This window comes from Aliikangiella maris (genome assembly GCF_040719265.1).
Taxonomy (GTDB): domain Bacteria; phylum Pseudomonadota; class Gammaproteobacteria; order Enterobacterales; family Kangiellaceae; genus Aliikangiella; species Aliikangiella maris.
The window spans coordinates 1-12,911 of the sequence record NZ_JBFDAH010000004.1; the positions used below are offsets into that span (position 1 = coordinate 1).

Consider the following 12,911-nt stretch of genomic DNA (forward strand, 5'->3'; position numbering starts at 1 on the left):
CTACAGAAAAATTAAGTTTCCCGAATTCACGTTATAAAGAAGAATTGAGTGATGATGTTAATTTGGCTGAAAAGGATTGAATGGTTCGACATTAATGTGGGAAATCACACAAAATCAGGTATTTTTTGCCGCACCGTAATTTAAACTGGAATTGAATTAATTTTTACTGGTATAGATCACAGAATGGACAATATCTCACATAAAATTGAGAAAAATCTTAATTACAGACTCGGAAAATTACTTTAATGTGTCGAATGTTTGCCGGAGGCCCTATCTAAAAGGTTAGCATGGATGCTCTTACTAATTCATATTGCCTTTCTCTATTATCACTGTTCTTTTTAAGTCAAGAGAAATCCTTACTATTTGAAATCCCCACTATTTGAAATGCCTAATATTTTATATCGGTATTAAGTAGGGTGCGCCTTGAGTTCTCTCGTTTTGTTACTGGGGAGGAGTGTAAAGAATGTCATAATAAGTGACTAAACCATCTTTGTCATAAAGCTTTAATGCCACTTGACTAGCTCTATTTTATATCTGTGTTAAAGCTAACATTTTGAATTTTAAAAATTTAATTTTTTCCGGATTCAATTGAATAAAGAAAATTACCATTGGTTATTGCCGAATAGCTGTTGATTAGTGGCATAAAGTGAGTGACAAGTACAAACTCTTGCTCAATTCTCACTAATTGACTAAGTAACGTGAACCAAAAAGTAGATTTTCCTCAAAACGCTCAGCATTTAAGCAATGAGCTATTAGAGAAAGTGCAAGGTTTTGATACTAAAGCGCTTTATTGGCTAAGTGGCTATTGCTCGGGGATTGCCGATGCTCGACATAATACGCCTCAATTGTCGCAAACTAATCAATTGTTGCAAGCGCAGTTGGAGGCATCCGTTGCACAGCCAGTTGCGCTTAAAACGGTTGTGCTTTATGGATCACAAACCGGTAATGCGCAGTCTATTGCTGAAAATCTCCATCAAGCACTTTCGCAAAAAGGCATTGACGCTGAATTGGTTTCAACGGCTGACTTCAAAGCGAACAAACTTAAAGAGCAACAAGTGATTTTGGTGGTCGCATCAACGCATGGTGAGGGTGAACCACCTGATGATGCAATTGACTTCCATGAGTTTATTCGAAGTAAGCGTGCGCCAAAGTTAGCTGACGTGCAACATGCTGTGTTAAGTCTGGGAGATTCAAGTTATGAATTTTTCTGTCAAACCGGCAAAGATTTTGATCAGGCATTGACTAAGCTGGGTTCCAAAGCTTTGGTTGAGCGCGTTGATTGCGATTTAGATTATGCCGAGCCGTCGCAAAACTGGATTAAACAGGTTGTAGAAGCGCTTGAGAAATTAACGACTGTTAATAATACGGCTAATAGTACGGCAGTTGGACAGACGGGAAGCGCCACTGATAATCTAGTAACCAGTCAGTACACCCGTGACAATCCATTTACTGCAACTATTTTAGATAATCAAAAAATTACCGGACGTGATTCGGTAAAACATATTAATCACATTGAAATTTCTTTAGAAGATTCTGGTATTGTTTATGAGCCGGGCGACTCTTTAGGAATCTGGCCAAAAAATAATTTACAAACTGTGCAAGAAATTTTAGCGACATTAAAACTGTCCGGTGAAGAAAATGTAACGGTTAAGAGTGGCGAAAAAACACTGCTTAGCGCACTGACAGAGAATCTGGAAGTTTCGTTATTGACCAAAGATTTTATTCGTGAATATGCCATACTCGCAAAAAGTGACGAGTTAAATAAAATTGCAGAAAGTGAATTTTCAGAATATATCAAAAACCATCAAGTTATCGATGTGGTGTTGGCTGCGCCAGCACAAATTTCAGCACAACAGTTAGTTGATTTATTAAAACCAATTAAACCGCGTTTGTATTCAATTTCATCAAGCTTACAGGCGAATCCTGAAGAAGTTCATATCACGGTTGGTCTGGAAGAATCTGAAAATGAGCAAGGAACTCGCTTTGGTACGGCTAGTTACTATTTGCTTGAATCATTGGCAGCAGATGATGAAGTGTTGGTTTACATTGATAAAAACAAAAACTTCAAATTACCTGTGGCAGATAAACCAGTAATTATGATTGGCCCAGGCACTGGTATTGCACCATTCCGTGCTTTTCTGCAAGAACGTCAAGAGACCGAGGCCAATGGTGCAAACTGGTTATTCTTTGGCAATCCAAATTTCAATACTGATTTTTTATATCAAGTTGAACTACAGGCTTATTTAAAAGATGGTCTGCTTAATCAATTAAGTGTCGCTTTTTCTCGAGACCAAGCGGAGAAAATCTATGTGCAAGATCGTCTGTTAGAAAGTGCAGCACAAGTCTGGCAATGGATTAATGAGCAGGGCGCTTATCTTTATGTTTGTGGTGACATGAACAGAATGGCCAAAGATGTGAACAATGCACTAATCCAGATTATTCAATCTGAAGGTGGTTTGAATCAGGAAGATGCTGAAGCTTACCTGAGTCAGCTAAGAAAAGATAAACGTTACCAAAGAGATGTATACTGATTATGACTATTAAGCAGACTCAATACGATCCGACGATTCATTCGGATGTTGAAAGAATTAAAGTTGAAAGTAACTATTTACGCGGCACAATAACACCGAGTTTACAAGATCCGATTACGGGTTCGGTTGCTGATGATGATTTAATGTTGATTAAGTTTCATGGGATTTATCAGCAAGACGATCGTGATTTGAGAAACGAGCGCAGAAAACAAAAACTCGAGCCATTGTATTCATTTATGATTCGGGCACGTGTACCTGGCGGAGTTGCAAGCGCTGAGCAGTATATTCAATTGGCAGAACTTGCGACACAATATTCAAATGGCAGCTTACGACTAACAACGCGTCAAGCATTTCAATGGCATGGTGTTTTTAAGCGAAATTTAAAAACAACGATTGCTGGAATCAATCAAACAATGCTCGATACTATCGCGGCTTGTGGCGATGTGAATCGTAACGTTATGGGTAATCCGTTACCACAAACTTCAAAAATTCATGCCGAGGTTTACGAGTGGGCAAAAAAAATCAGCGAGCACTTATTACCTAAAACTAAAGCCTATCATGAGATCTGGCTAGATGGCGAAAAAGTTGAATCAACTCAAGAGCCTATTTATGGGCAAACTTATTTGCCACGAAAATTTAAAACAGCAATTGCAGTACCGCCTTATAATGATGTGGATATATTTGCCAATGATTTAGGCTTTATTGCTATTGTCGAAAATGATGAACTGATTGGGTTTAATGTTGCTACAGGCGGCGGTATGGGAAGCTCTCATGGTGACGAGACAACTTATCCACGTGTTGCTGATGTAATTGGTTTTTGTACCCTAGACCAAGTACTGCAAGTTTCTGAGAATGTAGTTAAAGTTCAGCGCGATTATGGTAATCGAGAAGTGAGAAAGCTTGCTCGTTTAAAATACACAATCGATCGTTTAGGAATCGAACAATTTAAATCGATTTTAAATGAATACCTCGGATTTGAGTTGGCTCCAGCAAAACCTTATGAGTTTACTCATAACGGCGATCGTTATGGTTGGATGCAAGACGAAAATGGAAACTGGCACTTAACACTCTATATTCACAGTGGCCGAATTATTGATAATGATGAGGCGAAACTATTTACCGGGCTTTTGGAAATCGCAAAAATTCATTCTGGAGAATTTAGAATTTCCCCAAATCAAAATTTAATTATCAGTAACATTCAGCCTGAAGTTAAAGACAAAGTTGCTGCACTTGTTCAACAATACAATATTAGTATTGGTGATAAAGAGTCGCCAACAAGATTGAACTCACTTGCTTGTGTAGCATTTCCAACTTGCTCGTTGGCAATGGCAGAAGCTGAAAGGTATTTGCCGACATTTTTAGACAAACTCGAAGCTTTGATGGATAAGTATTCATTGCAGACACAACCGATTAATGTGCGCATGACGGGGTGTCCTAATGGCTGTGCTCGACCATTTTTGGCCGAAGTAGGACTGGTTGGTAAGGCACCTGGTAAATACAATTTATATTTAGGTGGTAATCCCGTGGGGAGTCGTTTAAATAAACTTTATCGAGAAAATATTGGTGAGCCACAAATTCTTGAAGCGCTTGAATCAATATTAGAAAACTATGCTAAGCAGCGTGAAAGTAATGAGAGCTTTGGCGACTATGTAATTAGAGCCAATTACGTCAAAGCAGTTGTTAATGGTTTGGACTTTCATCAGTAAATACGTTGACTTTTAACTCTGTTGACAAGTTCATCTTGTCAACATGACAAATTAATGTAGGAGATGACCGTGTTAGATTCGGTTTGGAATGAAAGAAAAATACAAGAAGCGAATGAAATTCTTGAACCCAAAACAGCACAAGAGCGAATTGAGTGGGCGTTAGAAAATTTGCCTGGTGAGTTTGCTCTTTCTTCAAGCTTTGGGGTTCAGTCGGCGGTCAGTCTGCATATGGTGACGCAATTGAAAAAAGATATTCCGGTGATATTAACCGATACGGGATATCTCTTTCCTGAAACCTATCAATTTGTCGATGAATTGACCAGCCGATTACAATTAAATTTAAAAGTTTATCGCGCTAAAGTTTCAAGCGTCTGGCAAGAAGCTCGTTATGGCAAACTCTGGGAAAAAGGTGTTGATGGTTTAACCCGTTACAATCAGATGAATAAAGTCGAACCGATGGAGCGTGGACTGGAAGAATTAAATGTATTGACTTGGTTTGCTGGATTGATGCGTAGCCAATCCAATAGTCGACAAAACTTGCCAGTTATTCAAAAAATTCGTGGCAGAATTAAAGTTCATCCATTAATTGACTGGAATAATCGAACCGTTTATCAGTATTTAAAAGCGAATGATTTGCCTTATCATCCTTTGTGGGAAAAAGGTTATGTTTCGATTGGTGATACTCATAGCACTGTCCCACTAAGTTTGGGAATGAGCGAAGAAGAAACAAGGTTTGGTGGTGTAAAGCGTGAATGTGGTTTACACGAAGATAATTTTTCAAGCTTGTAACGACTTCCACAAAACGATTGTTACTAAAATAATTACTGCTCGCATTTGACAACTAAGTCTTATATCAATTGCCAAATGCGAGTTGCCACTTTGACTAAATTTCTGAAAACTAAATTTTATCCAATCAATGTTCATCGTCAGTTCTTTAGTGGAGTAACTCGAGTTTTATTGAATATTCTGATATGAGTTGTTGTTATTCGTTCTTTTCTTATCGACCAATAGATTATTATTGCTACAATAGTCAGTAGCGTTGCTATTTCGCATTTAACAAGATAACCTGTGTGTCACTCAAAACTATTTTGGTGTCACCTTTAATGCTTGGTGTCTTTATTGTTAACAGCCTGATTATCGCTATTGTCGTCTTGATTCACTATGAAATCTTGCATCAATTGACGCATCAATTACCACGATTGAGAGTAAAACATAATTTTAAAATTGTGATCGGTGTTTTTGGTGCACTATTTGCGCATATAGTTGAGGTGTGGGTATTTGCTTTAGCTTATTATGTGATGATTCATATTAGCGGGTGGGGAAATTTAGTTGGAAACTCTAGCGGTTCGCTCATGGATTGTGCTTATTTTTCCTTCACAACTTACACAACCTTGGGGTTTGGCGATATACAACCGGTTGGTGAAATTCGATATTTGACGGGGATAGAATCATTAACTGGACTAGTGTTAGTCACCTGGACTGCTTCATTTTTATATTATGAAATGAAAAGTTATTGGAAAGAAAATTAAATAAACTGCCGGTTAGTCGACCCGGCAGCTTCAATGTTTTGGTGAGTATCGGTTACCGCTTTAGCTTATACCTCAGCGTTCCTCACAAACGTGACAACAACTTTTAGTTTTTTAAACGACACATTAGTTTCAACTAAAAGCCAATGCTGCTAGGTTTTATTGAATGTTAATGTGGCGTTGACTGTTTTTTGGTAACTCTGATTTTTTCAAATGTAATTGTAATAGACCATCTTTGAATTCTGCGTGAATATCTGCTTCGCAGACGTTTTCAGGCAGATTAAAGGTGCGCTCAAAATGGCCATAAAATCGCTCAATGGTGTGAAGCTTTTTATCTTCTTTTTCAAATTTTCGCTCACCCGATAAAGTGAGATAATTGTTGTTAATCGCCACTTTGATATCTTCTTTTTTGACTTCTGGTAATTCAACTTTAATGAGATATTCACTGGCATCTTCAGTGACATCAACGAGCGGTTTCCAACTTGATTCGATAGCAGAGTCTTGAAAGTTACTCATTAATCGAGTGGAAGGTGAAAAAAAACTGTCAAATTCTCTAAAAGGATTCCATCTAACTAAACTCATGATCTTGTCTCCTAGTTTTTTAAATGAATCTATGAAGGGTGGAATAACTTGACTACCACGATGTAATTGTAAATAAATTGAGCAAATGCGTATTGACTAAGGTCAAAAAGAACAGTAGATCGAAGGTACGAAATATGCTTATTAATTTAAATATTCAACAGAACTGTGCTAAGTTGGCGTAAATAATCGGTTAATATATGGCTTTTTCTTATAAGCAATTGGTTAAATAATGGTTGATATTCGTCGAATATTCTGTAGGATAAACAGTGATTCCCTTAAATAAATAAGATCATGTTCTCAAAATCTTTTAATTTTAAATTCTCTCCTTATATCCCAACTCCCCTTGTGGGTTAGTTAATCTATTTTTTTATTTATCGTTTTAAAAAAGTTTAATTAATTATCTGTGAACCGCGGGCTAATCCAGGTTCAGGTAATAACTCAAATCTGAAAACAAAGTGAGTGTAAAAATGCAAATGATTGACTGGCAGCGTGCCGTGATCAAGGTGGGGAGTGCGTTAATCGCGCCAGAGGGAAATGGTTGTAGTATTCGTTATCTGTTGGCATTAGCTGAGTTTATTCAACATTCTGTGCAACATGGTAAAGAGGTGGTACTGGTTTCATCGGGGAGTGTTGCCGCAGGGGCAGGGCTAATGAAATTTGATTTGGCTCAGCAGGTCTCTATTCCGCAAAAGCAGGCTCTCGCTGCAGTGGGCCAATCTTATTTAATGCAACATTGGCAAAAATTATTTGATAATCAATGCGCACAAATTTTATTGACGCGTTCTGATTTGGAAAGTAGTAAGCGTGTAGCGAATGCAAAAAATACGCTCAATACGTTATTACAGATGCAGGCAATCCCAATTATCAATGAAAATGATTCTGTGGTGATTGATGAATTAGTGGTTGGTGATAATGATAATCTGGCGGCACAGGTCGCTGTTATGTGCGATGCTGACCTGCTGATTATTTGTAGCGATGTCGATGGATTATACAACAAAAATCCACAGCTTCATGCCGATGCGCAATTAATCGAAGTGGTTGAAACGATTGATGATTCAATTTTGCAAAGTGCTGGAATAACCACAAACCCGATTGCAACCGGAGGTATGAAAACTAAAATTCAGGCAGCAGATACGGCGATGCAAGCAGGCATTAATACGTTAATTGTTAATGGTAGAAAAGCGGCAACTTTTGAACAGCTCAAGCAAACGCGGCAAACAGGCACACTATTTTTTGCTGCGTCTAGCCGAATGAATAGCATGCTGAATTAGGAGAAAATTATAATGAATACTCAAGACTTAACGGCGATTAAACAACAATGTGAGCAAACTCGTAAAGCAGCAAAAGCAATCGCATTAGCCAACCCGACACAAAAAAATGCAATTTTGTTCTCAATGGTAAAAGCATTAATAGAAAATAAAGCCACTATACTCGCGGCCAATGAGCGTGATGTTGAACAGGCGGAAAAAGACGGCTTGTCTGCAGCGATGATCGATCGGTTAACCATTAATTTAACAGGCATTGAGCAAATGCAAAAAGCCTTGGCTGAAGTGGCCGAATTGCCTGATCCGTTATCGGAAGTCTTGCCTATGACAAAAAGGCCAAATGGTATAAAAGTGCGTAAAAAGAGAATTCCGCTAGGGGTTATTTTAATGATTTATGAATCACGCCCCAATGTTACTGTTGAAGCGGCTGCGTTGGCTTTAAAAAGTGGTAATGGGATTATTTTACGTGGCGGCAAAGAAGCTTTTCATTCCAATCAAGCCATTGCTACCTGCTGGCAAAAAGCACTCACTGACAATGGTTTTCATCCTGCTGGAATCACCGTACTCGCATCGACTGATCGCCAGTTAATGAATGAATTACTCAAGCTGGATGAGCTTATAGATGTTGTCATTCCTCGGGGTGGCGAAGGACTCATCAGACATGTGGTCGCCAATAGCCATATCCCTGTAATTAAGCATTATAAGGGCGTTTGTCATTTATATGTTGATGAATCGGCTGACTTGCCTCTGGCTCTGGATTTATTGATTAATGGTAAAACGCAGCGCCCTGGCGTGTGCAATGCACTGGAAGGGTTAATTGTTCATCAGCATATCGCTTCTGCATTTTTGCCCGAAGCCGCCAGCGCTTTGCAAGCAAAAGGGGTCAAATTATATGGATGCTCTAAAACTCGACAACTGCTACCAGAAATTGAGGCTGCTGATGGTGATTTATTTGCCAAAGAATTTTTAGCATTGGAGATTTCTATTGTGACTGTTGATTCGTTTGATGAAGCGGTTGAGTTTATCGATCAATATGGTTCTGGTCATACCGAAGTCATCGCAACACAATCGCAAGATAATGCCGAGCGATTTATTAATGAAGTCGATGCATCGGTGGTTATGGTTAATGCTTCTTCGCGATTTTCTGATGGTGGAGAGTTGGGTTTAGGTGCTGAAATTGGAATTTCAACCTCTAAAATTCATGCTTACGGGCCAATGGGACTAGAATCATTGACATCACAAAAATTTGTGGTTGAAGGTGAAGGGCAAATTCGCTGATTCAGTATAATTCAGTGGTGTTTTGGTTGTATTAATCATTCATACTGACTTTTTGTGAAAGCATGGACTTGTTCTATTTATCGTTTGTGTGTAAGCTTTTCTATTATCGTGGTCCGATGAGGTTGGCCACTTATCTTCACTATTTAATCGATCTGAAAGTTTCAATAAGAAAGCACTAATAAGAAAGTATTAATAAATAGACAACTAATCGATATCAAATAGACAATAAGATAAGTGGTTAAATCGGATTTATTTAATATATTCGGATTTATTTAACATATAAACAGGTCAAATAAACCTGTTTTGACTTATTCGCCGATTATACTGTTAAACAACCCGATTTTACTTTGTCAATTAAATTCCACATAATTTAGTTTAAACGTGAGCACAATGGCTAAACATTAACCGGTTAATAATCGCTATGACGCAAAAACAAGACAACAATGATTCTCAAGCACCAAGTTCAACCGAGCAACAGCCCAATTCGCAATCGCCTGTAATAACGACAGCACCATCTATTAAGGGAAGTTACAAACGTGTTGCGATTGTTGCAGGATTGCGTACGCCTTTTGCTAAACAGTTAACTTTTTTTAAAAACACCAGTGGTATTGAACTGGGTCAAATGGTCGTCAGCGAATTGATTGCGCAGGCAGATATTGACCCAATACTGATTGAGCGTGTCGTTTTTGGGCAAGCACTGATTCAACCTGATGCACCAAATATAGCGCGAGAAATTGTGCTGGCTGCGGGATTGCCGGTGACAACCGATGCGTTTAGCCTATCGAAAGCCTGTGCCACAGGATTTCAGACAACCGCTACTATTGCTGAGTCAATTATGGCGGGTTCAATTAGTGTTGGCATCGCTGGTGGAGCAGACAGTTCGTCTGTTGTACCGATAGGGATCCACAAGAAACTGGCATCAATTTTAATGGCATTAACCAAAGCTAAAACGATGAAACAGCGTGCGAAAATTTTAAGTCAGGTGAAAGCACGGTATCTGTTACCGGTACCTCCGTCGGTAAAAGAATACTCAACTGGACTGAGGATGGGCGATAGCGCCGAGCAAATGGCACGCGACTTTGGTATTACCCGTGAACGGCAAGATGAATTTGCACATCGCTCCCATGAGTTGGCATCTCAAGCCTGGAGTAAGGGCTGGCTGGCTAACGAAGTCATGACGGCTTATGTCGAGCCATTTAAAGAAACTTTGTCGATTGATAATAATGTTCGTTTTGAATCAAAGCTGGCTGCATATAGTAAACTGCAACCGGCATTTGATAAACAATTTGGTACCTTAACGGCAGCCAACAGCACCGGACTAACTGATGGTGCCAGTGCTCTTTTATTGATGAGTGAGCAAAAAGCCAAAACACTAGGATATGAGCCACTTGGTTATATTCGCAGTTATGGTTTTGCCGCTTTAGGTGTTGAAAAAAATATGCTGATGGGGCCTGCCTATGCAGCGCCCATTGCGCTAGACAAAGCGGGAATGCAGCTTTCGGATTTGACCTTGATCGATATGCATGAAGCTTTCGCCGCACAGGCATTATGTAATGTGAATGCTTTTGCCAGTGAAAGTTTTGCTCGCGAAAATTTAAATCGTTCTCAACCGATTGGCGAAATTGATTGGGATAAATTCAATGTACTGGGCGGGTCATTGGCTTATGGACATCCATTTGCAGCAACTGGCGGCAGAATGATTACACAAACGCTAAATGAGTTACAACGCCGCGGAGGTGGCACTGCTTTAGTCACTGCTTGTGCTGCCGGTGGTTTAGGGGCTGCAATGGTTTTGGAGACGGAATAATGAAAAATATTGAGCAGTCAGTGTTTCATTTTACGGTAGAAAACCAGATAGGCTGGGTAACTATCGATGTACAGGGCGATTCACAAAATACGCTAAAGGCATCTTTTGTTGATGCGTTTAATCAAATTTTGGATGAAATTGAAAACCACAATGCGATAAGCGCGTTGATTGTGATGAGCGGCAAGCCGGATAACTTTATATCAGGTGCCGATATTTCAATGCTAAAGCAAATTCAAACCGCAGAGCAGGCAAGTGAGTTGGCACAACAAGGTCAGCAAATTTTCAATCGATTAGAAAATCTCAAAATGCCCGTAGTTGCGGCAATAAATGGGGCTTGTTTAGGTGGTGGACTTGAATTGGCGCTGGCATGTAGCCATCGCATTGCAACCGACGAAAAATCAACGCGATTGGGACTACCAGAAGTGCAATTGGGACTGCTACCGGGGAGTGGTGGAACGCAACGTTTACCCAGGTTAATCGGAATTGCTCAAGCTTTAACACTGATGTTAACCGGCAAACAGTTAGTTGCCCGGCAGGCTAAAAAAGTGGGGTTAGTCGATGAAGTCGTTCCGCTCACACACTTAAAACAAGCTGCAGTGCGTTGTGCGCAAATGCACATGGGAAAAGTAAGACGCAAAGCGAGTGAGTTAGAGAATAATTTTGCTAAAAAAGGTTGGCTCAATCAAGCAAAATGGCAACAATTGATATTAGAGTCGCATCAGTATGGTCGCGATTTGATTTTTAATAAAGCCTTACAAAATGCTGAGCAAAAAACTCGTGGTAATTATCCTGCACCTGACAAAATTATTCGTTCTGTCAAACAAGGGTTAGAAAAAGGATTTGCAGCAGGACTGGCGCTTGAAGCTGAATTATTTGGTCAGCTTGTGGTGTCTAAAGAAGCTAAACAATTAATCAATATCTTTTTTGCAACAACAGCACTTAAAAAAGAAACGGGCGCACCGGAAGGTATAGTGCCCACAAAAGTCGAGCGACTTGGTGTTTTAGGCGGTGGCTTAATGGGCGCTGGAGTTGCGTATGTGTCAATTGAAAAAGCGTTTAACCGAGTACGTTTAAAAGATACCAGTGAAGCTGGCATTAATCATGCGTTGAAATACTGCTGGAATATTTATCGACAGCGGGTTAAACGAAAGCATATAACAATCAGTGAAGCAAGTCGACGGTTTGCACGGTTAAGTGGTACAACACAGTATCGTGGTTTTAAAACAGTCGATTTAGTGATTGAAGCTGTGTTTGAAGATTTAAATTTAAAGCAGCAAATGGTATGTGAAATAGAAAAAGAATGTCACTCGGAAGTTATTTTTGCTACCAATACGTCCTCAATTCCAATTGCGGATATTGCCAGCGCAAGTAAGCATCCAGAACGAGTTATCGGTATGCATTACTTTTCGCCAGTTGAAAAAATGCCTTTACTCGAAATTGTCGTCACTGAAAAGACTTCGCCACAAGTGATTGCGACCTGTGTTGCATTAGGGAAGGCACAAGGTAAAACGGTAATTGTTGTCAATGATGGCGCCGGATTTTATACCAGTCGAATATTAGCGCCATTTATTAATGAAGCTGGATATCTGCTGGTCGATGGTGTTGCTATCGATCAAATTGATAATGCGTTACAGAATGCTGGGTTTCCTGTTGGACCGTTGACATTACTCGATGAAGTTGGGATTGATGTTGGAAGTAAAATAGCGCCGATATTAGTCGAAAAGCTTGGCCAACGCTTTGCGCCCCCTGAAGTTTTCAGCAAACTAATTGATGATAATCGCAAAGGTAAAAAGAATAATCGGGGCTTTTATCAGTATCAATCCACTTCGCCGATTTTGAAATGGGTGAGCAGACAATCAAACAAACAAGTTGATTCTAGTGTTTATCCTTTGCTCGGCATTAATGTTAATCGATTAAATCACTCGATTGATGAACAGGAAATTGCGCAACGTTGTTTACTACAAATGGTTAACGAGGCTGTTTATTGTTTACAAGAAAACATCATTAATAGTCCGCGTGATGGAGATATTGGTGCAATTTTTGGATTAGGGTTTCCGCCATTTCTGGGCGGACCATTCCGATATGTTGACTCTCAGGGAGCAGGAAAAATTGTTGAACAACTAAGGTTGTTACAAAATTGCCTTGGGGATCGCTTTAAGCCGGCAGAGCAATTGGTGAAAATGGCTGAAAATAATGAAACTTTTTATTAAATGAGT

General features: G+C 39.5%; 9 protein-coding genes. 8 read left to right on the top strand and 1 reads right to left on the bottom strand.

Annotated features, from left to right (window positions below):
* The first annotated feature begins 698 nt into the window (after nt 1-698).
* The 4 genes from ABVT42_RS04495 (at nt 699) to ABVT42_RS04510 (ending at nt 5,766) form a co-directional block, all read left to right on the top strand.
* Nucleotides 699-2,531 (top strand): assimilatory sulfite reductase (NADPH) flavoprotein subunit, encoded by a 1,833-nt coding sequence (locus ABVT42_RS04495; protein WP_353873942.1) that lies wholly within the window; start codon nt 699-701, stop codon nt 2,529-2,531.
* A gap of 2 nt (nt 2,532-2,533) precedes the next feature.
* Nucleotides 2,534-4,237, top strand: coding sequence for an assimilatory sulfite reductase (NADPH) hemoprotein subunit (cysI, locus tag ABVT42_RS04500; protein ID WP_353873940.1), 1,704 nt, complete (start codon nt 2,534-2,536; stop codon nt 4,235-4,237).
* Between the two features lie 69 nt (nt 4,238-4,306).
* Nucleotides 4,307-5,026 (top strand): phosphoadenylyl-sulfate reductase, encoded by a 720-nt coding sequence (locus ABVT42_RS04505; RefSeq protein WP_353873939.1) that lies wholly within the window; start codon nt 4,307-4,309, stop codon nt 5,024-5,026.
* A gap of 281 nt (nt 5,027-5,307) precedes the next feature.
* Nucleotides 5,308-5,766 (top strand): potassium channel family protein, encoded by a 459-nt coding sequence (locus tag ABVT42_RS04510; RefSeq protein ID WP_353873938.1) that lies wholly within the window; start codon nt 5,308-5,310, stop codon nt 5,764-5,766.
* A 156-nt stretch (nt 5,767-5,922) separates the two neighbouring features.
* On the opposite strand, the gene ABVT42_RS04515 is transcribed toward ABVT42_RS04510, so the two are convergent.
* Nucleotides 5,923-6,345, bottom strand: coding sequence for an Hsp20/alpha crystallin family protein (locus tag ABVT42_RS04515; RefSeq protein WP_353873937.1), 423 nt, complete (start codon nt 6,343-6,345; stop codon nt 5,923-5,925).
* A 467-nt stretch (nt 6,346-6,812) separates the two neighbouring features.
* Between ABVT42_RS04515 and proB the strand changes: the two genes are divergently transcribed.
* From proB to fadJ, 4 genes are all read left to right on the top strand, one after another.
* Entirely contained in the window at nt 6,813-7,616 is an 804-nt protein-coding gene (gene proB, locus ABVT42_RS04520; RefSeq protein WP_353873936.1) for a glutamate 5-kinase, read from the top strand.
* A gap of 12 nt (nt 7,617-7,628) precedes the next feature.
* Nucleotides 7,629-8,888: a glutamate-5-semialdehyde dehydrogenase gene (locus ABVT42_RS04525; RefSeq protein WP_353873935.1), complete on the top strand. Its 1,260-nt coding sequence runs from the start codon at nt 7,629-7,631 to the stop codon at nt 8,886-8,888.
* Nucleotides 8,889-9,309: 421 nt separating this feature from the next.
* A complete protein-coding gene (gene fadI / locus ABVT42_RS04530) occupies nt 9,310-10,695 on the top strand; it encodes an acetyl-CoA C-acyltransferase FadI (RefSeq protein ID WP_353873934.1) in 1,386 nt (461 codons plus the stop codon).
* A complete protein-coding gene (gene fadJ, locus ABVT42_RS04535; RefSeq protein ID WP_353873933.1) occupies nt 10,695-12,905 on the top strand; it encodes a fatty acid oxidation complex subunit alpha FadJ in 2,211 nt (736 codons plus the stop codon). Before fadI ends, fadJ begins: the two co-directional genes overlap by 1 nt.
* Nucleotides 12,906-12,911 lie beyond the last annotated feature (6 nt).

What these genes read in the sequence shown, in the direction of transcription:
- cysI (WP_353873940.1), top strand. Translation starts at nt 2,534, where the DNA reads ATGACTATTAAGCAGACTCAATACGATCCGACGATTCATTCGGATGTT.
- ABVT42_RS04515 (WP_353873937.1), bottom strand. Translation starts at nt 6,345, where the DNA reads ATGAGTTTAGTTAGATGGAATCCTTTTAGAGAATTTGACAGTTTTTTT.
- proB (WP_353873936.1), top strand. Translation starts at nt 6,813, where the DNA reads ATGCAAATGATTGACTGGCAGCGTGCCGTGATCAAGGTGGGGAGTGCG.
- ABVT42_RS04525 (WP_353873935.1), top strand. Translation starts at nt 7,629, where the DNA reads ATGAATACTCAAGACTTAACGGCGATTAAACAACAATGTGAGCAAACT.
- fadI (WP_353873934.1), top strand. Translation starts at nt 9,310, where the DNA reads ATGACGCAAAAACAAGACAACAATGATTCTCAAGCACCAAGTTCAACC.
- fadJ (WP_353873933.1), top strand. Translation starts at nt 10,695, where the DNA reads ATGAAAAATATTGAGCAGTCAGTGTTTCATTTTACGGTAGAAAACCAG.